20 protein-coding genes are annotated in these 23,100 nt (G+C 63.4%); 11 read left to right on the top strand and 9 right to left on the bottom strand.

Translation table 11 applies throughout. The features are described from left to right. Positions 1-14 precede the first annotated feature (14 nt). The 3 genes from ACFVSJ_RS19210 to ACFVSJ_RS19200 all read left to right on the top strand — a co-directional run bounded on the left by ACFVSJ_RS19210 (position 15) and on the right by ACFVSJ_RS19200 (position 2,064). The gene (locus ACFVSJ_RS19210) at positions 15-731 is read left to right on the top strand and encodes a MerR family transcriptional regulator (protein ID WP_387438603.1); all 717 of its coding nucleotides are present in this window, start codon (positions 15-17) and stop codon (positions 729-731) included. Continuing rightward, positions 731-1,234: a bifunctional nuclease family protein gene (locus ACFVSJ_RS19205; RefSeq protein ID WP_387438601.1), complete on the top strand. Its 504-nt coding sequence runs from the start codon at positions 731-733 to the stop codon at positions 1,232-1,234. Before ACFVSJ_RS19210 ends, ACFVSJ_RS19205 begins: the two co-directional genes overlap by 1 nt. Positions 1,235-1,470: 236 nt before the next feature. After that, a complete protein-coding gene (locus ACFVSJ_RS19200) occupies positions 1,471-2,064 on the top strand; it encodes a MerR family transcriptional regulator (protein WP_387438600.1) in 594 nt (197 codons plus the stop codon). Between the two features lie 87 nt (positions 2,065-2,151). On the opposite strand, the gene ACFVSJ_RS19195 is transcribed toward ACFVSJ_RS19200, so the two are convergent. Next, complete coding sequence (locus ACFVSJ_RS19195) at positions 2,152-2,961, bottom strand: ParA family protein (RefSeq protein WP_387438598.1); 810 nt, start codon at positions 2,959-2,961, stop codon at positions 2,152-2,154. A gap of 307 nt (positions 2,962-3,268) precedes the next feature. On the opposite strand from ACFVSJ_RS19195, the gene ACFVSJ_RS19190 reads away from it, so the two are divergent. Continuing rightward, the gene (locus ACFVSJ_RS19190) at positions 3,269-6,664 is read left to right on the top strand and encodes a pyruvate carboxylase (protein ID WP_387438596.1); all 3,396 of its coding nucleotides are present in this window, start codon (positions 3,269-3,271) and stop codon (positions 6,662-6,664) included. A 79-nt stretch (positions 6,665-6,743) separates the two neighbouring features. Here the strand turns inward: ACFVSJ_RS19190 and ACFVSJ_RS19185 are convergent, their stop codons facing one another. Beyond that, entirely contained in the window at positions 6,744-8,555 is a 1,812-nt protein-coding gene (locus ACFVSJ_RS19185) for an AMP-dependent synthetase/ligase (RefSeq protein ID WP_387438594.1), read from the bottom strand. Between the two features lie 187 nt (positions 8,556-8,742). On the opposite strand from ACFVSJ_RS19185, the gene ACFVSJ_RS19180 reads away from it, so the two are divergent. Further along, the gene (locus ACFVSJ_RS19180) at positions 8,743-9,801 is read left to right on the top strand and encodes an ROK family protein (protein ID WP_387438593.1); all 1,059 of its coding nucleotides are present in this window, start codon (positions 8,743-8,745) and stop codon (positions 9,799-9,801) included. A gap of 30 nt (positions 9,802-9,831) precedes the next feature. On the opposite strand, the gene ACFVSJ_RS19175 is transcribed toward ACFVSJ_RS19180, so the two are convergent. The 3 genes from ACFVSJ_RS19175 to ACFVSJ_RS19165 are packed head-to-tail and all read right to left on the bottom strand — an operon-like array spanning position 9,832 to position 11,931. Then, positions 9,832-10,356, bottom strand: a complete 525-nt coding sequence (locus ACFVSJ_RS19175) for a hypothetical protein (protein WP_387438592.1) — start codon at positions 10,354-10,356, stop codon at positions 9,832-9,834. Next, entirely contained in the window at positions 10,343-11,146 is an 804-nt protein-coding gene (locus ACFVSJ_RS19170) for an alpha/beta hydrolase (RefSeq protein WP_387438590.1), read from the bottom strand. The genes ACFVSJ_RS19175 and ACFVSJ_RS19170 overlap by 14 nt, the downstream gene beginning before the upstream one ends. After that, complete coding sequence (locus tag ACFVSJ_RS19165) at positions 11,143-11,931, bottom strand: alpha/beta hydrolase (protein ID WP_387438588.1); 789 nt, start codon at positions 11,929-11,931, stop codon at positions 11,143-11,145. Before ACFVSJ_RS19165 ends, ACFVSJ_RS19170 begins: the two co-directional genes overlap by 4 nt. A 106-nt stretch (positions 11,932-12,037) precedes the next feature. Between ACFVSJ_RS19165 and ACFVSJ_RS19160 the strand changes: the two genes are divergently transcribed. Then, positions 12,038-12,829, top strand: coding sequence for a lysophospholipid acyltransferase family protein (locus ACFVSJ_RS19160; protein WP_387438586.1), 792 nt, complete (start codon positions 12,038-12,040; stop codon positions 12,827-12,829). 66 nt (positions 12,830-12,895) lie between these two features. Further along, positions 12,896-14,299, top strand: coding sequence for a class II 3-deoxy-7-phosphoheptulonate synthase (locus ACFVSJ_RS19155; RefSeq protein ID WP_387438584.1), 1,404 nt, complete (start codon positions 12,896-12,898; stop codon positions 14,297-14,299). Positions 14,300-14,362: 63 nt separating this feature from the next. On the opposite strand, the gene pknB is transcribed toward ACFVSJ_RS19155, so the two are convergent. Together pknB and ACFVSJ_RS19145 are read right to left on the bottom strand one after the other, a co-directional pair. Beyond that, positions 14,363-16,414 (bottom strand): Stk1 family PASTA domain-containing Ser/Thr kinase, encoded by a 2,052-nt coding sequence (pknB, locus tag ACFVSJ_RS19150; RefSeq protein ID WP_387438582.1) that lies wholly within the window; start codon positions 16,412-16,414, stop codon positions 14,363-14,365. Positions 16,415-16,494: 80 nt separating this feature from the next. Next, a complete protein-coding gene (locus ACFVSJ_RS19145) occupies positions 16,495-17,841 on the bottom strand; it encodes a LysM peptidoglycan-binding domain-containing protein (protein WP_387438581.1) in 1,347 nt (448 codons plus the stop codon). A gap of 262 nt (positions 17,842-18,103) precedes the next feature. Here ACFVSJ_RS19145 and ACFVSJ_RS19140 point away from each other — a divergent pair, with 262 nt between their 5' ends. Further along, positions 18,104-18,457, top strand: coding sequence for an Rv2175c family DNA-binding protein (locus ACFVSJ_RS19140; protein WP_387438579.1), 354 nt, complete (start codon positions 18,104-18,106; stop codon positions 18,455-18,457). A 51-nt stretch (positions 18,458-18,508) separates the two neighbouring features. On the opposite strand, the gene ACFVSJ_RS19135 is transcribed toward ACFVSJ_RS19140, so the two are convergent. Together ACFVSJ_RS19135 and ACFVSJ_RS19130 are read right to left on the bottom strand one after the other, a co-directional pair. Beyond that, complete coding sequence (locus ACFVSJ_RS19135; RefSeq protein ID WP_387438578.1) at positions 18,509-19,594, bottom strand: polyprenyl synthetase family protein; 1,086 nt, start codon at positions 19,592-19,594, stop codon at positions 18,509-18,511. Positions 19,595-19,602: 8 nt separating this feature from the next. After that, positions 19,603-20,157, bottom strand: a complete 555-nt coding sequence (locus ACFVSJ_RS19130; protein ID WP_387438576.1) for a hypothetical protein — start codon at positions 20,155-20,157, stop codon at positions 19,603-19,605. A 75-nt stretch (positions 20,158-20,232) separates the two neighbouring features. On the opposite strand from ACFVSJ_RS19130, the gene dinB reads away from it, so the two are divergent. From dinB to mraZ, 3 genes are all read left to right on the top strand, one after another. After that, the gene (dinB, locus tag ACFVSJ_RS19125; protein ID WP_387438575.1) at positions 20,233-21,495 is read left to right on the top strand and encodes a DNA polymerase IV; all 1,263 of its coding nucleotides are present in this window, start codon (positions 20,233-20,235) and stop codon (positions 21,493-21,495) included. Positions 21,496-21,735: 240 nt separating this feature from the next. Beyond that, positions 21,736-22,104: a DUF3040 domain-containing protein gene (locus ACFVSJ_RS19120; protein ID WP_387438574.1), complete on the top strand. Its 369-nt coding sequence runs from the start codon at positions 21,736-21,738 to the stop codon at positions 22,102-22,104. 467 nt (positions 22,105-22,571) lie between these two features. Beyond that, on the top strand, positions 22,572-23,003 hold the full coding sequence (mraZ, locus tag ACFVSJ_RS19115) for a division/cell wall cluster transcriptional repressor MraZ (protein WP_387438573.1): 432 nt from the start codon (positions 22,572-22,574) through the stop codon (positions 23,001-23,003). The last annotated feature ends 97 nt before the right edge of the window (positions 23,004-23,100 follow it).

The following is a 23,100-nucleotide window of genomic DNA, read 5'->3' as shown; positions in this document are numbered from 1 at the left end:
ACCTGCCTGTGGCAATGGCCCAGCCGGAACGTCGCGGACCACAGGTCCTGAACATCGGGGAAGTGCTGGCTCAGTTGAGCGACGACTTCCCGGGGATGACCGCGTCCAAGATCCGCTTCCTTGAGGAAAAGGGCCTCATCAATCCCAAGCGCACGCCTGCCGGTTACCGGCAGTATGCGGACAGCGATGTTGAACGCCTGAGGTTCGTCCTTGCCCTCCAACGCGACCAGTACTTGCCGCTGAAGGTGATCAAGGACTACCTTGACGCGATTGACCGGGGGGAGCGCCCCGACAATCTCCCGCCGGGGGTCTCGGTTTCGCCCCGGGCGGTGACGGCCGAGATGGCGGCGGAGGTCCACGGACGTGCGCGGACGCTGACCGAAGACCAACTCCGTGCCGAGTCCGGTGCGAGCGTTCCGTTGCTGGAGTCTCTCTTGAGTTTCGGGCTGGTCAGCCATGTCGGTGGCAAGTTCGATGAACACGCCCTCCAGGTTGCCCGTGCCTGCGTTCAACTGGAAGTCCACGGCCTCGAGCCCCGGCACCTGCGGCCCTTCCAAGCGGCGGCCGACCGCGAGTTTGGCTTGGTTGAAAGGGCCGTGGCGCCCCTGACGTCGCGGAAGGATGCTGCTTCGCAAGCCCGTGCCGCGGAAGCCGCACGGGAAATCAGCGATCTGTGCCTCACCTTGCACAGGGCGCTCGTCCACGACCGCATCTCACGGATGGACACCTGATGATCGAAGTAGAAATTGTAGGCGTTCGCATAGAGCTGCCATCCAACCAGCCCTTGGTCCTGCTCCGTGAACTCAAGGGGGAGCGGCACGTTCCCATCTGGATCGGCACTCCCGAGGCCAGTGCCATCGCGCTGGCACAGCAAGGTGTGGTCCCACCGCGTCCCATGACGCACGATCTGCTGATTGACGTCGTAGAGTCCTTGGGCCACTCGATCATCAGCGTCAACATCGTTGCGGTCGAGGACAACATCTTCTACGGCCAACTGCAGTTCGACGACGGAACGGTGGTCAGCTCGAGGGCGTCGGACGCGCTGGCCTTGGCATTGCGGGCCAAGTGCAGGATCTGGTGCGCCGACGCCGTCATGGAAGAAGCCGGCGTCCGTATCACTGAACACGACGAGGGCGAAGACTCCGAGCCAGGGCCCAGCGTCGACGAGGAGCGCGAGCTGCGCCGCTTCCGCGAGTTCCTGGATGACGTCGAGCCTGAGGATTTCGAAGGCTGAGACACCCTAAGCCTAAAGTTGAGGGTGAAAGTTTCGACACGGCTTTTTTCGCGGCCAACGTCTTTGACCTCGGGGCTTCACAGGCCTAACGTCGAAGTATCAAGTTCCCGTTGCATACACTGCCCGCGCAAGTCACACTGGAAGGTGCTGATTCGTGGGAATTACGCGGCTCGTTTTCAGCGTTGTGTTTCAGTGATGTGCACCGTCCCCAAGGGAGCTGTCAACAAGGAGGTCACGTGAGTCCGAAAGGCGAAGCAGGCGAGCTGAAGCAGGCCTCGACCGGCATTGCTGCGCCCGCATCCGGCGCCCAAGGTTTGCTCTTTACAGAGGACCTGCCCGTGCTGGACGAGGACGCAGGCTACCGCGGTCCTACCGCATGCAAGGCAGCAGGCATCACGTACCGCCAGCTCGACTACTGGGCACGTACCGGCCTCGTTGAGCCTGCCGTGCGAGGCGCAGCCGGCTCCGGTTCACAGCGCCTTTACGGATTCCGCGACATCCTGGTCCTCAAAGTCGTCAAGCGGTTGCTGGATACGGGAGTGTCCCTGCAGCAGATCCGGAGCGCCGTGGAGCATCTCCGGGAGCGCGGTGTTGAGGATCTTGCCCAGATTACGCTCATGAGCGATGGCGCCAGTGTCTATGAATGTACGTCCGCGGATGAGGTCATTGACCTTGTGCAGGGTGGCCAGGGCGTCTTTGGCATCGCAGTGGGCCGCGTATGGCGGGAGGTCGAAGGAAGCCTTGCCGCCCTGCCCAGTGAGCACGCGGCCGAACAATCCTTTCCGGACGACGAACTCAGCAAGCGACGAGTAGCCCGCAAGATCGGATAGCTTCCGCGGTCGCTCCTTATATACAGTGCTGAAGAAGCCGCCTCCCGAACCGGGAGGCGGCTTCTTTGCCTTTGGACCTGCGGTGGCTCAGCCTTGGTGGCGGATCGCGGACGTAGCCTGGCCCGTGAGGAGGTTCTGCAGCAAGGTATCGAAAAGCTTGGCCGAATTCTTGGCCGAGTCGCCGGGCCAGTGGTGGACCGAATGGGCTGCACCTTGGATCTGCTGCCAGTTGGCCTGTTCCGGAATGTGCGGGCTCAGCAGGAGGTCCCCGAACATGGACTCCATTTCGGCGAGCCGGAACGCGTGCTCCGTGGATCCGGTGCGCACCCGGTTGGCAACGATGCCGGCCGGGGCCAGATTGGGTGCGAATTCCTGCTTGAACAACTGGATGGCACGCATGGTGCGCTCCGTCCCGGCAACAGAGAAGAGTCCAGGCTCTGCCACGAGCACCACCCGGTCGCTGGCACTCCACGCCATGCGGGTCAGCCCGTTGAGTGAGGGTGGGCAGTCCACCAGGACCAAGTCATAGCTGTTGGTTCCCGCGAGTACGGCGGAGAGCCTCCGAAGGTCCCTGCGACCAAGGTCCGGCCGGTCATAGATCCCGGTCAGGGCAGAACCCACGGCGACGTCCAACGTGCCGTTCGACGAACCATTGGAGACCCAGCTGCTGCCGGAGACGTTTTCGGGGAGCCTGGCCTTTCGTGGGCTCTTGAGCATCCGTCCGATATCCAGCTTTCCGTTCGGCTGGACGCCGAGGGCGGTGGTTGCATCAGCGTGGGGATCGAGGTCCACCACAAGGGTGGAAATTCCTGCTGCGAGGGCCGCCGAGGCGAGGCCGGTGGTCACGGACGTCTTTCCCACGCCGCCCTTAAGGCTGCTGATGCTGACTACTTGCACTTGAAAACCCAAAACCTAACGCCGGTTGCCGTATCGCGCTGTTTTCCGCTCCTGTAGAGCTGGAGCCCGGGACTTGCCGAAGCCCCTTGAACATCATATGGTGCGTGGCCGCCGATTCCCGCTTTCTACGCGCCCGGGCGCCTCCTTGGAGGGGTCTGACATATCACGCCATATGGCCCTCCGTATCCACATACAGCGCACATGACGAATACAGTTGTGATGGTTGCCACAAAGATTTGTGTTTGATGCTGGCGGCACTACACACTGTGACCACCGACCGATCCACCCGCAATGATGCAGGAGAAGTATGTTTTCGAAAATTCTGGTGGCCAATCGCGGAGAAATCGCGATCAGGGCGTTTCGCGCTGGTTATGAACTGGGCGCAAAAACCGTTGCCGTCTTCCCGCATGAGGATCGTAACTCGATCCACCGGCAGAAGGCTGACGAGGCTTACCTGATCGGCGAGGTGGGCCATCCCGTCCGCGCCTACTTGGACGTGGAGGAGGTTGTCCGCGTCGCCAAGGAAGCCGGCGCAGACGCCATCTACCCCGGTTACGGATTCCTTTCCGAGAACCCGGACCTGGCCCGCGCTGCCGCGGCCCAGGGCATCACTTTTGTTGGCCCTCCGGCCGAGGTGCTTGAGCTGGCAGGCAACAAGGTCGCTGCCCTCGAAGCAGCCCGCAAAGCCGGAGTTCCCGTCTTGAAGTCAAGCAAGCCGTCCAAGGACCTGGATGAGCTGATCGCTGCAGCGGATGAGATCGGTTTCCCCATTTTCGCCAAGGCAGTCGCCGGTGGTGGTGGCCGTGGCATGCGCCGTGTCGAAACCCGCGAGGCGCTTCCTGAAGCCCTGCAGTCCGCCATGCGCGAGGCCGACGCGGCCTTCGGTGACCCCACGATGTTCCTTGAACAAGCAGTCCTGCGCCCACGCCACATTGAAGTGCAGATCCTTGCCGACGCCGAAGGCAACGTCATGCACCTCTTCGAGCGTGACTGTTCGCTCCAGCGCCGCCACCAAAAGGTTGTGGAAATCGCTCCGGCTCCGAACCTGGACGATAACATCCGCCAAGCCCTCTACCGTGACGCCGTCGCATTCGCGAAGGCGCTCAACTACGTCAACGCCGGTACGGTCGAGTTCCTGGTGGACACCGAGGGGGCCCGCGCAGGCCAGCACGTGTTCATTGAAATGAACCCCCGCATCCAGGTTGAGCACACCGTCACCGAAGAGATCACGGACGTGGACCTCGTCCAGGCCCAGATGCGCATCGCCTCCGGCGAGACCCTCGCAGACCTTGGCCTGAGCCAGGAATCAGTGTCCATCAAGGGTGCCGCGCTGCAGTGCCGCATCACCACGGAAGATCCCGCCAACGGTTTCCGTCCTGACGTTGGAAAGATCACCGGCTACCGTTCCGCCGGTGGCGCTGGCGTCAGGCTCGACGGCGGTACCGTTTACTCCGGTGCCGAGATCAGCCCGCACTTCGACTCGATGCTGGTCAAGCTCACGTGCCGCGGCCGTGACTACCCGGCCGCAGTGGCCCGTGCCCGCCGTGGCCTCGCGGAATTCCGTATCCGCGGTGTCTCCACCAACATTCCATTCCTGCAGGCTGTCCTCGCGGACCCGGACTTCAATGCCGGCAACGTGGCCACCGACTTCATCGACAAGCGCCCTGAACTGCTTAGGTCGCACATTTCCGCAGACCGTGGCACCAAGCTCCTGACCTGGCTCGCCGACGTGACTGTTAACAAGCCCAACGGCGAACTGACGGTCCACTCGGATCCGGCCAGCAAGCTGCCCGTCATCGACGGCCCGGTGCCAACGTCGGGATCGCGCCAGCGTCTTCAGGAACTCGGTCCGGAGGGCTTCGCCAAGGCCCTTCGCGAGCAGCAGGCCGTGGCGGTTACGGACACCACGTTCCGTGACGCCCACCAGTCCCTTCTGGCCACCCGCGTGCGTACCCGCGACCTGGTTGCCGCCGGTCCTGCTGTGACGGCTTTGCTGCCGGAGCTGCTTTCCGTTGAAGCCTGGGGTGGAGCGACGTACGACGTCGCGCTCCGCTTCCTTGGCGAGGACCCTTGGGACCGCTTGGCTGCTTTGCGCCAGGCGCTGCCTAACACGTGTATCCAGATGCTGCTCCGCGGCCGGAATACCGTTGGCTACACACCGTACCCCGAAGAAGTAACCGAAGCCTTCGTCAACGAGGCGGCTGCAACGGGCATCGATATCTTCCGTATCTTCGACGCCCTGAATGACGTGAACCAGATGGCTCCCGCCATCCGCGCCGTACGGGCCACAGGAACCGCCGTTGCAGAGGTAGCCCTTTGCTACACCGGCAACCTGCTGGATCCGGAAGAAAAGCTCTACACCCTCGACTACTACCTGGACCTCGCCCAGAAGATCGTCGACGCCGGTGCCCACATCCTGGCCATCAAGGACATGGCGGGCCTGTTGCGTCCGGCAGCAGCTGCCAAGCTCGTTTCGGCACTGCGTGAGCGCTTCGACCTTCCGGTTCACCTGCACACGCACGACACCGCCGGCGGCCAGCTCGCAACGCTGCTTGCTGCCGTCGATGCCGGCGTGGACGCCGTGGATGTCGCAGCCGCCTCCCTCGCTGGTACGACGAGCCAGCCGGCAGCTTCTGCCTTGGTTGCTGCGCTGGCAAACACGCCACGCGACACGGGCCTCAGCTTGGAGAACGTGGGCGCGTTTGAACCGTACTGGGAAGCCGTCCGCCGTGTGTATGCGCCGTTCGAATCCGGACTGCCGGGTCCCACAGGACGTGTGTACAAGCACGAAATTCCCGGTGGCCAGTTGTCCAACCTCCGCCAGCAGGCCATCGCGTTGGGCCTCGGCGAGCAGTTCGAAGCCATCGAGGACATGTACACCGCCGCTGACCGGATCCTCGGCCACCTGGTCAAGGTGACTCCGTCGTCGAAGGTGGTGGGCGACCTTGCCCTGCATTTGGTGGGCTTGAACGCCGATCCGGCCGACTTCAACGAGAATCCGCAGAACTACGACATTCCGGATTCCGTTATCGGCTTCCTCTCCGGCGAGCTTGGTGATCCTCCCGGAGGTTGGCCCGAGCCGTTCCGCACCAAGGCCCTCCAAGGCCGCAGCGTCAAGGTCCGTGACGTCGAGATCAGCGCCGAGGACAGCGCAGCGTTGAAAGCAGACTCCAAGACCCGCCAGCAGACGCTGAACCGACTGCTGTTTGCCGGCCCCACCAAGGACTACCAGAAGAGCGTTGACACGTACGGCAACATCTCTGTCCTTGATACGCGCGACTACCTCTACGGCCTGCAGCGCGGTGCCGAGCACATCATCGAACTTGAGAAGGGTGTTCGGCTCATCGCACAGCTGGAAGCTGTTTCGGATGCCGATGAAAAGGGCATGCGCACGGTGATGTGTACGCTCAATGGGCAGTCGCGCCCGGTGGTGGTCCGCGACCGCTCCGTGGTGAGTAACGTCAAGGCAGCCGAGAAGGCCGACCCCGCCCAGCCGGGCCAGGTTGCAGCTCCGTTCGCCGGAGCCGTTACGGTGACCGTTAAGGTTGGCGACGAAGTCAAGGCCGGCGACACCGTTGCCACCATCGAAGCCATGAAGATGGAAGCCTCAATCACCACTCCGGTGGCAGGCACAGTTTCGCGCCTGGCCATCTCCGCCGTGGAGCAGGTCCAGGGCGGCGACCTGCTGCTTGTGGTTGGCTAGCCACTGAACCGAAAGAGCCCCGCCAGGAAATTTCCTGGCGGGGTTCTTTGCTGCTGCGGGCTTCGTTGCTGTGGTTAGCCTAGGAGGCCCGGGGTGCCGAGTACATCTCCTCGATCACGGTGTCGAAGTCCTTCATGACCTGGGCGCGCTTGACCTTGAGCGAGGGGGTCAGATGTCCGGACGCCTCAGTGAAATCCGAAGGAACAATCCGGAACGACTTGATCGCCTCGGCCTGGGAAACGGACTGGTTGGCCTTGCTGATGAGTTCCTGGACGGCTGCCTTGACCACGGCGTTGTCCGTGGCCTCTTCCAGGGTGGTGGAGCCCGACAGCCCGTGGCGTTCCAGCCAGCCCGGCAGCGCCTCTTCATCAAGGGTCACCAGGGCTCCGATGAACGGGCGGTTGTCGCCTACCACGAGTACTTGGGACACCAGCGCATCAGCCCGGATCTGGTCTTCAAGGAGGGCTGGAACCACGTTCTTGCCGCCGGCGGTGACAATGATTTCCTTCTTGCGTCCCGTGATCTTCAGGAAGCCGTTGCTGTCGAGTTCGCCAATGTCCCCGGTCCGGAACCACCCATCAACAAAGGTCTCGTCGGTGAGGTCTTCGCGTTTGTAGTATCCGCGCATGACGCAGACGCCCTTGGTGAGGATCTCGCCGTCGTCCGCGATCTTCACAGCATTTCCCGGCAGCGGCGCCCCGACCGTGCCGATCCTGATCATCGATGGCGTGTTCACCGAAATTGGTGCCGTGGTTTCGGTGAGGCCGTAGCCCTCCAGGATCTGGAGGCCGATGCCTTGGAAGAAGTGGCCAAGGCGTTCGCCGAGCGGGCCACCTCCGGACACGGCGTGGGCCACCTGCCCGCCCATGGCTGCGCGGAGCTTGCCGTAGACGAGTTTGTCGAACAGTGCGTGCTTGATCTTGAGGCCCAGGCCAATGGAGCCGGACTGGCGGGCCTTGGAATACTCAATCGCGGTGTCCACGGCCCGGTGGAAGATGGCGCCCTTTCCGCCGTCCTCGGCCTTGGTCAGTGCCGAGTTGTAGACCTTCTCGAAAACCCGGGGGACAGCCAGGATGAACGTTGGCTGGAAGCTTTGGAGGTCCGCGAGGAGGTTCTTGATATCAGGTGTGTGTGCAACCTTGACGCCCCCGGCAACCGCCAGGACGGAAATGAAGCGGGCGAAGACGTGCGCCAGCGGGAGGAACATGATGGTCTTGCCGGATTCGTTAATGATCTCGCCGAGTGCCGCGCGGGCATTCTCGGAGAGTTCCACGAAGTTGCCGTGGGTCAGTTCGCAGCCCTTCGGGCGTCCCGTGGTACCCGAGGTATAGATGATGGTGGCGAGGTCGGCGAGTCCGGCTGCGGAGCGGCGGGCCTCCAATTCGTCATCGCTGACGTCGACGCCGGCCGCGCGGAGGGCGTCGAGTCCGGCGCCTTCGAGCTGCCAGACGTTGGTCACCGCGCTGATGTCTTCCGCCGCGACGGCCTGCCGGATGATGTCCTCGTGATGGGCGGCTTCGCCGAAGGCCGCCACGGCACCGGAATCCCCGAGGTTCCAGGCGACCTGGGAGGGGGAGGACGTCTCATAGATCGGCACGGAGACGGCTCCGGCGAACCAAATGGCGAAGTCCACCAGCGACCATTCGTAGCGGGTCCGGGACATGATGCCCACGCGGTCGCCGGCACCCACGCCGTTGGCGATCAGGCCCTTTGCCAGCGCTTTGACGTCGGCAAGGAAGTCGGTGGCGTGGATGTCCTGCCACTGGCCTTGGGCGTCAAGCTTGGAAAACAGTGCAGGATTGGATGCCTTCGCGGCCTCCCGGACGACGAGGTCCGTGATGTTGGTTTCAGGGGCGACATTGACGAGGGGAGGAACACTGATTTCACGCACGGTAGCTCCTTTGATATCCACGGGCCACAAGGGGGCACTGTCCACTCTAGTATGCCCACTCATGGAGGTGTGTCCGATTTCACCTACTGGCGGGTAACTTTACGTAGGCGCTGCCTTTTTCGGCAACTTGGCGCCATGATGCCGGCGCGATGCCGGGCTCGACCTGGCAGCGGAATAGGATGATGGGATGCCTCGAATTCGGTCCAGTTCACGTCCCCGGCTCCGGCCTCCCGTTGCTGGCTGGAAGGACGTTCCATGGGCCGCCCGCCGCAGCCACCTGGGTCGGCGGGGGCTGGCCATCGGCATCGATATCGGCGGCACCAAAGTGGCCGCCGGCGTGGTTGACGCGGACGGCCGGGTACTCGCAGAAGGCCGCCGCGCCACTCCGGGCGCTGATCCCCGGGCCGTCGAGCGGACCATTGTGGAACTGGTGGACGAGCTCAGCGCATACCACCGGATCGCTTCGGTGGGCATCGGGGCCGCCGGATGGATGGATCTCGACGGCGGTACCGTGCTGTTCAGCCCGCATCTGGCCTGGCGTAACGAGCCACTGCGTGAAAGCCTTCAGAACCTCTTGCGGCGGCCGGTGCTGTTAACCAACGACGCCGACGCGGCGGCGTGGGCGGAATGGCGTTTTGGTGCCGGGCAAGGCGAAAGCCGGTTGGTCTGCATTACGCTCGGCACGGGAATCGGCGGTGCCATGGTGATGGATGGCCACGTGGAGCGCGGACGCTTTGGCGTGGCCGGCGAGTTCGGCCACCAAATCATCTTCCCGGGTGGCCACCGGTGTGAATGCGGCAACCGGGGTTGCTGGGAACAGTACGCCTCGGGTAACGCCCTTGGCCGCGAGGCCAGGCAACTCGTCAAAACCAACTCGCCAGAGGGCCGCGGACTTCTCGAAAAGGCCGGCGGCCTTGCGGAGAACATCACCGGGGCGGCAGTCACTGCATTGGCCTTGAACGGGGATGCCACGTCAAGGGAGCTCATCGCCGATCAGGGCGAGTGGCTGGGCCTTGGGCTCGCCAACCTCGCCGCAGCCTTGGACCCGGGAATGTTCGTGATCGGCGGCGGCCTGTGCGACGCCGGCGACCTTCTTGCCGATCCCGCCAGGGCCTCCTTTGCCAGGAACCTGACGGGGCGAGGCTTCCGGCCGATGGCGCGGATCGAACTCGCTGCGCTGGGACCCCGGGCAGGAATGATCGGTGCAGCGGACCTGTCGCGTGTCAGCGGGCGAGCCCACGGCTGAGCCGGGCACATCGAAGGGCGGGCGTCGCGCCTAGATGCGGGCGCCGTCGTCGTCCTCATTCTTCTCGCGGGGAAGCCGCATGATGAGGTAGACCACCGAGGCGACGAACGCTGCAACGATCCCCAGGATGGCCGCCAAGGGCGCCGAGCGCCAGAACATGGCCGTGAACAGCAGGGCCAGCGGGCCGCCGACAGCGCCCAGCCACGCCAGCATGGTCAAAGGCTCGGTTCCGGCCAGGCTCGGCGGCTCTTCCGGAACGAAGGCGCCGTCATCGTCGTCGTCAACGTCGTAATCGCGCGGACGCGTGGGAACGCCCCGGCCGGGTTGCCGCTCCTCGGTATCCCGTATTTCCGGCCCCGTATCCGGTGTGGACAGGCCGAGGGGGTCGAAGTCCCGAAAGGTTTTCCGGTCATCCGCAGGATCCGGCGCACCCGGGCGTTCCTCGTCCAAGGGCGATGATTCCGTGGCTTCCAGCCGGGCCACCAGGTCCAGCCACACGGCGTCGTCATCCTTGTTGGCGCTTTGGTCGGCAGAATTGGGATCAGGCCTGTTCATCGGCTTTGTCCTTTTCGAGCGATGGCCCGCTGCCGGCCAATGCCGCCAGGGTATTCCGGATGAACCCGACAGTGCCCGAGAATATTTCGGGGGCATCGTTATCCAGGGTTGCCACGTGGTAGCTGTTGTTGAGGTAGCTGACCTCCACGGGTGCCTGCACGCGCGATTGCAGGAGGGCGAGGCTGGCATCGGAGACCACATTGTCCACCGTTGAACGGAACACCCGCACCGGGGCGCTGATCCGGGGGAGGAGGCCCGCGGTGTCCTTGTACATGCGTTTCAGCTGGTGGGCTGCGGCAACCGGTGTCCGCGGATAGGCGCCCTCGTCCTGGTCCGGTTTGAGGATGTCGTTGGCGATGGCCGGCGTGCTTTTCAGTACGTACTTCAAGGCACCCACGACCACGGCGCGGGGATCGTCCAGCACCATTCCAGGGTTGACCACTACGGTGCCTGCCACGGGTCGCGTCGCAGCGATCCGCAGGGCCAAGGTGCCGCCCATGGACAGTCCGGCAGCGAACACGTAGTCGCACTCGTCCGCGAGTTCCAAATACGCTTCGTCCACGGCGCGGTGCCATTCATGCCATGAGCGCGTGGCCATGTCCTGCCACGTGGTCCCATGGCCAGGCAGCAATGGGAGATTGACCGCGTAACCGGCGGCTGCGAGGTGCTCAGCCCACGGCCGGACGCTGTGCGGGCTCCCGGTGAATCCATGGGACATGACCACACCCACACGCGGACCTGAACCGGCCCAGGCGCTGCGGAACGGGGAGAAATCGGGAAGCACTTTCATGATGTCTCCGAGGCTACTCTGTCGCCGGCATGGCGGCGGAAAAACTGCGCGGATTCTTCAAAAATAGTGGGGGCATCCACGTCCAGCGTGGCTACGTGTCCGCTGCCGGGGAGGGAGACCACGTTGAGCCGGGACGGGTCCATGTGCTTGGCGATCGTCGCAAGGGAGCTCGGCGGGATGACTCCGTCCACCGCGGACTTGAATACCATTGCAGGTGCCTGGACCTGTGGCAGGGCGCGCGTCGCCTGCCGGAACAGCTTCCTGAGTTCGTGGACGGACTGCAACGGTGTCTTTGAATAGTCGCCGTCATCCGTGGCGGCCGCAGTCGGTTTGTCCTCTTCTATGGGGGAGGTGGTACGCATCACGTACTTCAGCGCGCCGACATAGCGCACGCGGCGGTCATAGAAGCTCAGGCCAGGGTTGACCAGCACTACGCCTGGAACGGGATGCTGCGACGCTACCCGCAGGGCCAAGGCGCCACCCATGGACAGCCCGGCAACAAAACACGTCGCGGTCTGTCCCGCCAGGTCGAGGTAGCTCTTTTCGAAGGTCCGGTACCAGTCCTGCCAGCGGGTAGTGGCGAGGTCGCGCCAACTGGTGCCGTGTCCAGGCAGCAGGGGCACGGAAACGGCGAAACCCTGCTCCGCCAGGTATTCCGCCCACGGCAGGACGCTTGAGGGGCTGCCTGTGAACCCGTGGCAGATAGCGACCCCTGTTGACGCATTTTCTCCATGGCCGGGGTGGTGGAAAGCCAGTGGGGCCGCCGCTTGGTTTCGTTCCGTCATTGCACCATCGTGTCACTGTTCCGGTCATTTCTCACTGGAGTAGGGTTGCTGTTGAATCCTGGCCGCAGCCGGGAGGGCATCTGCCATCGGCCGTGAGAGGACAACCGTGTTCTATTGGGTCATGAAGAGGATCTTCCTTGGTCCTGTTGTCAAGCTCCTGTTCAGGCCCTGGGTCAAAGGGCTGGACAATGTTCCCGCGAACGGTGCCGCAATCCTGGCATCGAACCACCTGTCATTTTCCGACTCGATCTTCCTGCCCTTAATGGTGCACCGGCCCGTGATCTTCCTGGCCAAATCGGAGTACTTCACGGGCAAAGGCATCAAAGGCCGGTTGACGGCACTTTTCTTCAGGCTGAGCAACCAACTGCCCATGGACCGCTCCGGCGGCGCTGCCTCGGAGATGTCCTTGCAGGCAGGCAAGGACGTCCTGGCCACAGGGGGCCTGCTGGGCATCTACCCCGAGGGAACCCGCAGTCCGGATGCCCGTCTCTACCGTGGCAAAGTAGGCGTCGCCCGCTTGGCCCTCCAGACGCGGGTTCCTGTGGTGCCGGTGGCCATGATCGGAACCGAGAAGGTCCAGCCCATTGGAAAACGGCTGCCCAATATCCGCAGGATCGGCCTTATTTTCGGTCAGCCCATGGACTTCAGCCGGTACTACGGCATGGAGGAAGACCGGCACGTCCAGCGGGCCGTCACGGACGAAATCATGTATGAACTCATGAGGTTGTCCGGCCAGGAATATGTGGACGAGTACGCCGCCGTGGTGAAGGCCAGGCTGGCGGGCAAGGGGCCGGAACCGGTGCGGAAGGTCGAAGCCGGCGAGGATGCGCCGGGGGACATCGCCGAGGACCGGGACGAGCCCACAAACGGTGCGGGGCCCTCGGGCAGGACACTGTGACGCATCCGGCAGGGTCGGTTACGGTTGCAGTGCCCCAAGACCGGCGCGGGCTACTACTCTTGTAGGGTGACTGAGCTAACCGCGAACACCGCACCATCTGTAGCAGATCCGCTTGCCAGCACCGCCCAGAGCGGTGCCGCGAACTATCCCGGACTCGATGCCTGGCGTGACCTGCCCATTTCGCAGCAGCCTTCCTGGGCTGACGCGGACGTCTTCAAGGCTTCCGTCAAGGAACTCTCGATCGTTCCGCCCCTTGTTTTCGCCGGTGAAGTTGACGTGCTCCGGGACCGCCTGGCGGCCGCTGCACAAGGGAAGGCCTTCCTCCTGCAGGGTGGCGACTGTGCCGAGACCTTTGAAGCCGCGACCGCGGACAAGATCAGTGCACGCGTCAAGACGATCCTCCAGATGGCAGTGGTCCTCACCTACGGCGCGGCCATGCCCGTCATCAAGATGGGCCGCATGGCCGGCCAGTTCGCCAAGCCGCGTTCCTCGAACGACGAAACACGCAACGGCGTTACCCTGCCTGCCTACCGCGGGGACATCGTCAACGGCTACGACTTCACCCCGGAGTCCCGCGCCCACGACGCCGGAAGGATGCTGCAGGCCTACCACACGTCGGCCTCCACGCTGAACCTGATCAGGGCGTTCACGCAGGGCGGTTTCGCGGACCTTCGCCTCGTCCACCAGTGGAACAAGGGCTTCACGGAAAACCCCGCGCACGCCCGCTATGAATCCCTGGCCCGGGACATCGACCGCGCCATCAAATTCATGGATTCCTGCGGCGCCGACTTTGAGGCCCTCAAGCGCGTCGAGTTCTTCGCCAGCCATGAGGCCCTCCTCCTGGACTACGAGCGAGCTCTGACCCGCATCGACTCGCGCACCGGGCTTCCGTACGACACGTCGGCGCACTTCCTGTGGATCGGGGAGCGCACCCGCGAACTCGACCACGCCCACGTGGACTTCCTGTCCCGGGTCCGCAACCCGATCGGCGTCAAGCTCGGCCCGACCACCAGCGGTGACGACGCCCTGCGCCTGATCGACAAGCTGGACCCGAACCGCGAACCCGGCCGTCTCACCTTCATCACCCGGATGGGCGCCAAGAACATCCGGGAAAAGCTGCCGGCCGTCGTCGAGCGTGTCACCGCGTCCGGCGCCCAGGTCCTCTGGGTTACGGACCCGATGCACGGCAACACCGTCACTTCGCCCAACGGCTACAAGACCCGGAACTTCGACGACGTCATTGACGAGGTCCGCGGGTTCTTCGAAGTCCACCACTCGCTCGGTACCGTTCCGGGTGGCCTGCACGTGGAGATGACTGGTGACGACGTCGCCGAGTGCCTTGGCGGCGCTGATCCGATTGACCAGGATGCGTTCCTGGATCGCTACGAGTCTGTCTGCGACCCGCGCCTGAACCACATGCAATCCTTGGAGATGGCCTTCCTGGTGGCGGGAGCCCTCTCGAAGCGCTGACCCTAGGAATACAAAAGGCGCGGCCCGGAATACGGGGCCGCGCCTTTGGTCTGCCTGCACCTCTTAGACCACAGTCAGGGTGATGGTTGAACCCTCGGGAACCTCAGTGTTCACTGGGTTCTGGTCCCGCACCGTTCCGAAGAAACCACCCAGGATTTCGTTGACTTTGACATCGAAGCCCAGGTCCTTGAGTTGCTTCTGTGCTTCCTTCGCCTGCTTGCCTATGAAGCTGGGAACCTTCACCAGCTTGGGCCCCTTGGAAACGGTCAGCGTCACGGTGTCGCCCTTGAACAGGTTTCCGTTGGCAGGAGCCTGCGACACGACCGCACCTTTTGGCACTGTTTTGTCATTAACGGTCTCCGGCGCGATCACGGCTTTCAATCCGGCGTCCTGGATGGCCTTGACCGCGGCGTCCTGTGCCTGGCCACGCACGTCCGGAACCGGGATGGGCTGCGGGCCCTTGGAGACCACAAGGGCCACCGGGGTGCCGTGGCGTACTTCGGTGCCTTTGGCCGGGTCCTGCGAGAGTACGACGCCGGCAGGCGCCTTGTCGTCGTAGGCCTGGGTGACGTTACCCAGGGCCATTTGGGCTGTGTTGAGCGCGTTCTTGGCGTCGTCGAGCGTCCCGCCGGTCAATCCGGGAAGCGCAAAGAGTTGCGCGCCTTTGGACACGAAGAGGGTGATTGGCTGGAATTTCCGCACCTGCGCGCCCGACTCGGGCTTGGTTCCCACAGTGAGGCCGGCCTTGATGTCGTCGTCGAAGACGTCCTGCGGTTCCGATTGGAATCCCGCCGTGCGAAGCAGTTGCTGTGCCTCGGCAACCGACTTGTTCTTCACGTCCGGAACTGTGCCAGGAGAGCCCGGGCCCATGCCGAAGAACCAGCCGGCGGAACCGGCCAGGAGCGCCAGGATCACTATCACGACCGCCCAGATGACCCCCCGCCGCCGTGGATTCCCTTCGCGCAGGGGCCGCACAGGTGTTGCTGCAGCCCGGGCCCGGTCCTTGGCATCCTGCTTTTCCATCCGCTTCAATTCCCGCTTTCCCGGCGGGCGTGCGTCCTCGTCAACGCCGGGAACGGCCATCCGGCTCCGGGAATCGGCGGATGCCATGACCGTTGTGGGATTGCTTTGGTGGGAGATGAATTCGGTGGGGGACGACACTGCCGGGATCGCTTCGGTTGGGCGTTGCCCGTGCGGCATCGCCTCCGTGGCCGGCATGCCCGCGGGGAAGGGCTGCCCGTTCGGGGACGCCTGCTTGTGGTCGAGTTGCTCGTCGCTGAGCGATGTACGGATGTGCCGCAGTTCCGACAGTAGCGCGGTTCCATCTACGGGCCGGTTCTCGGCGTCCACCGCAGTGCACCACTGGACCAGTTCGTCCAGGTCCTGTGCCAGGCCGGGAGCCGCCTCGGAGGGCCGTGCTACCGCGGAGTTGACGTGCTGGTAGGCCACCTGGATGGGGGACTCTCCGGCGTATGGCTGCTTGCCCGTCAGCATTTCGTAGAGCATGATCCCGGCAGAGTAGATGTCGCTGCGGGCATCGGCAGCTTTGCCGAGAACCAGTTCCGGGGCCAGATAGGCCACAGTTCCGATCAGGGCTCCGGTGCTGGTTGTGGCAGTGACCGCGCGGGCCAAGCCGAAATCGGCCACCTTGATCCGGCCGTCGTCGGCAATGAGGACATTTTCGGGCTTGATATCGCGGTGGATGAGGCCGGAACCGTGCGCCGCAGCGAGGCCGGCGATCACAGGATCGATCAAGGCCAGGGCCAGCCGGGGAGGAAGTGCCCCTTGCTCATTGAGGACATCGCGGAGTGTGTGTCCCTTGACGTATTCCATCACGAGGTAGGCGATGTGGCCGTCCTCGCCTTGGTCAAGGACACCTACCACGTGCGGGTGGGACAGGCTCGCGGCAGCCTTGGCCTCGCGGCTCAGGCGCTCCAGGAAGGTCTGGTCGTTGGCCAGGTGGGGGTGCAGGACTTTCAGTGCCACGTCGCGTTCCAAGCGCTGGTCCGTGGCCAAGTAGACCGTGGACATTCCGCCCCTGGCGAGGCGGGAGCGCACCAGGTAACGCCCGTCCACAGTTGTTCCGATGAGATGGTCCTGCTGAGGTTCTTGCACCTTACGATCCTAATCGAGGCATGGAAGAGGCCCGAATTCCAGCGGAATCCGGGCCTCTTCCATGCGTGGCGGCAGGGTGCTCAGGCGAAGGTTCGCTGGCGGGCCTTGATGGACTCGACGTAGCGCTTGGTGTCGTCGTACATGCCGTATTTACTCACGGAGTACTGGCCTTGGTAGTAGCCGGCAATCGCGGTGTCCAGGTCCTTGCTTGTGGCAACGAGGGCACGGATGATGGCGACGCCCGCAGTGGCATTGTCGTACGGGTCCAGGAGGTTCAACTTCCGGCCCACCAGGTCCGATGCCCACTCGCCAGAGGACGGGATGACCTGCATGGTTCCGATTGCGTTGGCAGGGGAGACTGCACGCTGGTCGAAACCTGATTCCTGTTCCGCGAAAGCCAACGCCAGCGAAGGGCTGACGCCCATGCGCCGGGCCGTGTCCGCCACGATCGTCTTCATCTCGGCGCGGCTGGGCACCGGTGAGGCGTTGAGCAAGGCTTTGTTTTCGTTGGCCGAACTGACAACGGCGGGCGGGTACGTAAACCCCAGGAAGGAACTGGGCACCAAAGGCGCGGTGCTCGACGCCGGCGCGAGGCCGGTGCTGCCTGGAATGGTCAGTTTCTGGCCGGGATAGATGACCGTCGTGGCGGTGACGTTGTTGGCGCTCATGAGCGCGGACAGCGAAACGCCCTGCCGGGATGCGATGGAGCTAAGGGTGTCGCCGGCTTTGATGGTGTAAGTGCCGGAGCCCGACGACGGCGCGGAAGGAGCCGGAGCGGGCGCGGGAGCCGACGGCGCAGGTGCAGCGGAGCCGCCACTGACCTTGATCTTCTGGCCGGGATAGATGATGGAGCTGCCATTGAGGTTGTTCCAGCTGAAGATGCTGGAAAGAGGCACACCATGACGGGCAGCAATGGCGCCCAGCGTGTCCCCGGCTACCACGGTGTAGGTCGTGGCATTGGACGAGGTTGCCGGGGCTGGCGCAGCTGCCGGCCCTGGGGCGGGAGTGGAAGCGGGCGCCGTTCCCTTCAGCTGGATGGTCTGGCCTGGGTAGATCAATGTCGTGGCAGTGAGCTTGTTCAGCTTCAGGACGTCGTTGGTGTCCAGGTTGAACCGGTGGGCAATGGCGCTGATGGTGTCGCCCCGGACGATCTTGTACGTGTCCGGAACGGACGGTGCCATGGGGCGCAGGGCCGCAGGAAGAGTTGATGCGACCGCCTGTGCGGGGATGACGTTGCCGGCTTGTGCGGCCTGGGCCTGGATCGCCGCGGCAAGCGTGGCCGGTATCTTCCGCGGCTGCGGCGCCGGAGCCGCCATGGCTGGCTGGGCCACCGCAAGGGAGGACAACACCACGGCAGGAAGCGCAGCCGTGGTAGCCGCGATAACGGGCATGCTCATGGTTCGTTTCGTCGAGCGGGGCGTGGTCATGGAGTGGGTCCTCATCTCGGCAGCGGGGATGGTTGGGTGTTGCCGCTGTTACCAATGTTACTGATGTTATCAATGATGCAGTTGTTATCAATGGTACAAGTGTGATCAGTGTGAATCTCTCACACTTATTCCATCGGCACAACAATTCCGCCCGTTTGACGAAATCAAACGCGAATGGCCACGCAAGGCCCAATCGGGAAATTCGCACCTTGCTTAATCAACCGGCTAGGCGGGGAGCGGGGCGTCGTGGCACCCTTGATCCGTGAGTAATCTTGAAAGCCTTGTAACCGACTGGCTGCCCCTGCCCGATGTAGCCGAGTTGTTGGATGTCACCATCACCAAAGTCCATGGACTGCTCGACGAACGCGCGATTGTGGCGGTCAGGCGGGGTGAGCGGAATATCCGTTCCATCCCGGCGCTGTTTATCCAGGATGGACACGTCGTGGACAGCCTCAAGGGGACCGTTGCGGTCCTGAGCGATGCAGGCTACAGCGACGAAGAACTGATCGTCTGGCTGTTCACGCCCGACGAGTCCCTGCGCGGACGGCCAATTGATGCGTTGCGTGAAGGACGTAAGACGGAAATCAGGCGCCGGGCCCAATCCCTGGCCTGGTAACCGGACCAAACAGAAGGGACGACGGCGGTGGCATACCGCCGTCGTCCTTCTTTAAGCCGCGCGGCTTACTGCCGCCTCCGCCAGTTGCCGAAGCGCCGAAAGCGGCAATTCCGCCAGAGGGAGCTGTTCCAGCGCAGCGAATGCCTTGTCACTTAGTTCGGCAATGAGTGATTCAGTAGCGTCCAGGGCTCCGCATTCGACAATAATGTGACGGATGCGGTCAACTTCCTCCGCGCTGAGGTCCTGCTTGCCCAGGATTTGGTCCACGTAGGCTGCGTCGGCGTGGGATGCCATATTGATGGCGAATCCCACCAGGACGGTGCGTTTGCCTTCCCGGAGGTCGTCACCGGCAGGCTTGCCGGTGGTTTCCGGATCACCAAAGACACCGAGGACGTCATCACGCATTTGGAAGGCTTCGCCCAGCGGCAGTGAGAATGCAGAATAACCCCTGAGCAATTCCGCCGGGGCACCAGCCAGGGCCCCGCCGAGGGCCAATGGATGTTCAGTTGAATATTTAGCCGATTTGTACCGGATGATCGACTTGGCCCGGTCCACCGATCCTGCGCGATCCCGCACCGGACCAGCTACCTCCTCGAGGATGTCCAAGTACTGTCCGGCCATCACTTCGGCGCGCATGAGATTGAAGATGGCCCTGGCCTGGGTGCCGGCGGCGGCCCGGGGGCCGATCAAGGTAAACGATTCTTCGCTGAAGGAGAGGCAAAGATCTCCGGTCAGGATCGCGGCCGCGTGGCCGAACCGTTCGTTGTCCAAGGCCCAACCGTTGACCTCGTGCAGTTGGCTGAAGCGCTTGTGGACACTGGGGCCACCGCGCCGGGTATCTGAACGATCGATGATGTCATCGTGGATCAAGGCCGCCGCCTGGAAGAGCTCCAAGGCACAGCCCGCGGTTTGGATATCCGGATGGTTCTCGGCGCCACCGGCTCCGCGCCAGCCCCAGTAGCACATCAGGGCCCTAAGCCGCTTGCCGCCCGTTACCAAACTGGAAATCGACCCGAGCAGGGGCTCCACATCGGGCGAGACTGTGGCCATGATGTCCTGCTGCGAGGTCAGGAAGGCCTCGAGGTGGTCCGCTACGCCCAGGACAAACCGGGACTGCTCCGTTTGGACTTGCTGCACGTGTGCGGTCACTTGACGGAACCGGCCGCCACGTTGGCGCCGATGGTGAAGGTGGAGACACCTTCCTTCTGGCGCACAGACAGGTTCACCGTTTCCCCGTCACCACGGATGAAATCGATCGAGGTGAGGTTGCCCACAGTTCCGGGTCCGGGCACAACCTTGAAACCCTGGGCCTCCAGCGATGCCTTGTAGTAGTCAGCAACTCCTTCAGGCGGGGACTTGACGGTTCCGACGAGTGCCACGGTGGCCGGGGAAGCAGTCTTGTCGAAACTGCTGGAACGGACGGACGACTTTGGCATGACCGGAATCAGTTGCTGCGGGAAGCCCTCCACGAGCGCTCCGACCGTGGCCGTGGCGTTCGGAACAGCCGAGGCGGAACTGCTGGCCGCCGCAGTGGCGCTTGCCGAAGAAGTGGACGAAGCCGGTGCCGTGGAGGATGCAGAGCCGGAGGTCGATGGGGCGGCTGTACCTTGGGGCGCGGGCGTGCAGGCGGAAACCGCCAGGGCGACGCTGACCGCTGTCAGGGCAAGTCCTCGCACGTGGGCAGTTCCAGGGAGCTTCACAGGGGTATCCTTCCTTTGGCTGACGCCGGGGCCGTTCCTCCAGTTTAGTCAGTGGCCGGGCATAGTATTGCCGTTGTGAGGCAGGATGGATTTGGCGGCGGGGCGGACCCGGGCCGGGAGTCGGCCCGCAGTGCTGCAGACGCCCTGCGGGAACTTCGCCGAACCAGCATCCTCCATGTCGACATGGACGCGTTCTTCGTCTCAGTGGAGCTTCGCGACCGTCCGGATCTGCGGGGCAAGCCGGTCATTGTCGGTTTCCCCGCTGAACGCTCGGTGGTTCTTTCGGCGTCGTATGAGGCCCGGGCTACCGGGGTGAAGTCGGCGATGCCCATGGCTGTAGCCATGAGGATGTGTCCGGCAGCGGTCATCATCAATCCCCGCCACAAGCTGTACTACGAGGTTTCCGGACAGATCATGGACATCTTCGCCTCCATCACGGACCTCGTTGAGCCATTGAGCGTGGACGAGGCCTTCCTGGATGTCGCGGGAGCAATCAGGCGGTTGGGACCGCCCCTGGAGATCGGCCATTTAGTCCGCCGTCGGGTCCAGTCAGAGCTCGGCATCACCGCCTCAGTGGGTATTGCCGGAACCAAATTCGTGGCAAAGATCGCTTCGACGCGTTGCAAGCCGGATGGCATCCTCAAGATCGAGGCCTCGGACACTGTGGCGTATCTGCACAGTTTGCCGGTGAATGCGCTCTGGGGCGTAGGCGGCAAGACGGCGGAGGTTCTTGCCCGGCTTGGCATCCGCACTGTGGCGGATGTCGCAGCTACCCCGGTCGCATCCCTGAAGAAGGTCCTCGGAGCCAGCGGCGAGCACGTGCATCGGCTTTCCATGGGGGTGGACCCGCGTCCGGTGACCCCCTCCAGACTGGAAAAGAGCATAGGTGCCGAAGAGACATTCTCCACAGACACTGCCGATGGTGCACTGTTGAACAGGGAGTTGCTCAGGCTGTCGCACCGGGTGGCCGGCCGGCTGCGCAGTGCAGGGATGCTCGCACGGACAGTGGCCCTGAAGCTCCGCTATTCGGACTTTTCCACCGTGACCCGCAGCAGGACGGTGCAAACCCCAATGGACAGCGCCCAGCTCATCTACCAAGTTGCGGTTCAGCTCCTGGACTCCCTGGGACCGCGTTCCTTGAGTGTCAGGCTGGTGGGCGTCAGGGCGGAGCAATTGGAGGCTGCTGGCCAAACGTCGATGCAGCTCAGTCTTGACCGCCGGGACGACAACTGGCGGGCAGCGGAGCAAGCACTGGACCGGGTTGCCGAGCGGTTTGGTTCCAAGACACTGCTTCCAGCGCGGCTGCTGGAGCCGGGAAGGCCTTCCGAAGCCCCTTGAGCCGGGGCCGGGGGCTTCCACTGCGCCGTCCGCCTGTCTTTCAGAACAGCGCTGGACAAACTATTCTAATTAGTACAGATATTTAGATCGTCTGGACTGCTGTTTCCTGAGCTATCGGTCCCGGGAAGCCTGCTCGCCTTTGCAGGAATTCAGGGGAACGAATTTTCGGTTCCGTACGTTCTGGTTACAGACGCAAAGGCCGCGGTCCGTCCAGACGCTGGCTGACTTAAGGAGGTCGCGATGCCCCTCTCGGAGCACGAACAGAAGCTGCTGGAGCAACTTGAGAAGCAGCTTCACGAGGACGATCCGAAGTTTGCCAACACAATGGGCTCGGATCCCATCCGCAGTTGGTCAACCCGCCACGTCATCATCGGTGTGCTGGGCGCCATTGCGGGCATTCTTCTGTTGCTCGTCGGAGTATCGCTCCAGCAGATCTTTGTGGGCGTCCTCGGTTTTGTTGTGATGGGCGCCGGTGTGTACTTCGCTACTCTCCGAGGAGCAGCCTTCGGCAAAGGACGCAAGGGCAAGCCCGGCAAGTCCAAGTCCAAGAGTTCGTTCATGAGCAGCCTGGAGGAACGCTGGGACGAACGACGCCGCGACGACAATTAAACGTTCCTGACAAGGATTGACATCCGGCTCCACGGGCCGGTCCTGGCTCAGCCACCAGTTTGATGTGTGGCGCCCCCGAACGGGTGTGCCACAGCATCCAGCGAAAGACCCGAAGAGGGTCTTTCGGCGTTTAACGGCCGGCTGGCCCTTCCGGTCCTCCACTCTCCACCCTTTTCCGGGTTTCCCCCACTTTCCTCCCGCCTGTGCAGCTTTTTGGGCAATTGCGCCTTCCGGGCCGTGCCGGAATGGGACAACCGATCGCGCGACCCCTGCCTCCATCCCAGGCTCCTCCACCGCCCTCCACTCCGCGGTTTCCGCGTGATACCGGCATTCAGGAATCTCAAAGTGGTGGAGAAACGCCGTCTGGTGCGTTGACTGTGGTGTGTTGTGGAGTAAAGTGGAGCGCATAAGAGGGTAATGGCAGGGCTGGGTATGTGCGGGCACCTTGATTGAGGGGCGGTGGGCCGGTGTTTCTTGGCACCCATTCGCCGCGTCTCGATGAAAAGGGCCGGATCATACTTCCCGCCAAGTTCCGCGAGGAACTGGCTGACGGTTTGGTTCTCACAAGGGGCCAGGAGCGCTGCATTTATGTCTTCAGCCAGAAAGAGTTCGAACGCATTCACGAATCAATGCGGGAGGCGCCTTTGTCCTCCAAGCAGGCACGTGACTACATTCGGGTCTTCCTGTCTGGGGCCTCCGACGAGGTACCTGACAAGCAGGGGCGCGTGACGATTCCGCCGGCGCTCCGGGCCTATGCGGGACTCGGCAGGGAACTGGCAGTCATCGGTGCCGGTACCCGCGCTGAGATCTGGGATGCCGAAGCTTGGAACGAGTACCTCTCCGAGAAGGAAGCCGCCTTCTCGGAGACCGACGACGACAATCTGCCCGGGTTCTTTTAGCCGGACGGACAACGCAGTACCGGTTCTTGGATGGGATCTCCAGCCGCCCATCGAACCGTCTTCCTGGCTCACCTTCCCCGGAGCCAGGCCGGCGGCG

The organism is Paenarthrobacter sp. NPDC058040 (assembly GCF_042885775.1).
Taxonomy (GTDB): Bacteria; Actinomycetota; Actinomycetes; order Actinomycetales; family Micrococcaceae; genus Arthrobacter.
Note: the sequence above shows the minus strand (reverse complement) of the source record. Positions and strands in the feature narration are given on the sequence as shown.

Coding starts and splice junctions, on each gene's coding strand:
- ACFVSJ_RS19210 (WP_387438603.1), top strand. CDS start 15: ATGGCCCAGCCGGAACGTCGCGGACCACAGGTCCTGAACATCGGGGAA.
- ACFVSJ_RS19205 (WP_387438601.1), top strand. CDS start 731: ATGATCGAAGTAGAAATTGTAGGCGTTCGCATAGAGCTGCCATCCAAC.
- ACFVSJ_RS19190 (WP_387438596.1), top strand. CDS start 3,269: ATGTTTTCGAAAATTCTGGTGGCCAATCGCGGAGAAATCGCGATCAGG.
- ACFVSJ_RS19180 (WP_387438593.1), top strand. CDS start 8,743: ATGCCTCGAATTCGGTCCAGTTCACGTCCCCGGCTCCGGCCTCCCGTT.
- ACFVSJ_RS19175 (WP_387438592.1), bottom strand. CDS start 10,356: ATGAACAGGCCTGATCCCAATTCTGCCGACCAAAGCGCCAACAAGGAT.
- ACFVSJ_RS19170 (WP_387438590.1), bottom strand. CDS start 11,146: ATGAAAGTGCTTCCCGATTTCTCCCCGTTCCGCAGCGCCTGGGCCGGT.
- ACFVSJ_RS19165 (WP_387438588.1), bottom strand. CDS start 11,931: ATGACGGAACGAAACCAAGCGGCGGCCCCACTGGCTTTCCACCACCCC.
- ACFVSJ_RS19145 (WP_387438581.1), bottom strand. CDS start 17,841: ATGACCACGCCCCGCTCGACGAAACGAACCATGAGCATGCCCGTTATC.
- ACFVSJ_RS19120 (WP_387438574.1), top strand. CDS start 21,736: ATGCCCCTCTCGGAGCACGAACAGAAGCTGCTGGAGCAACTTGAGAAG.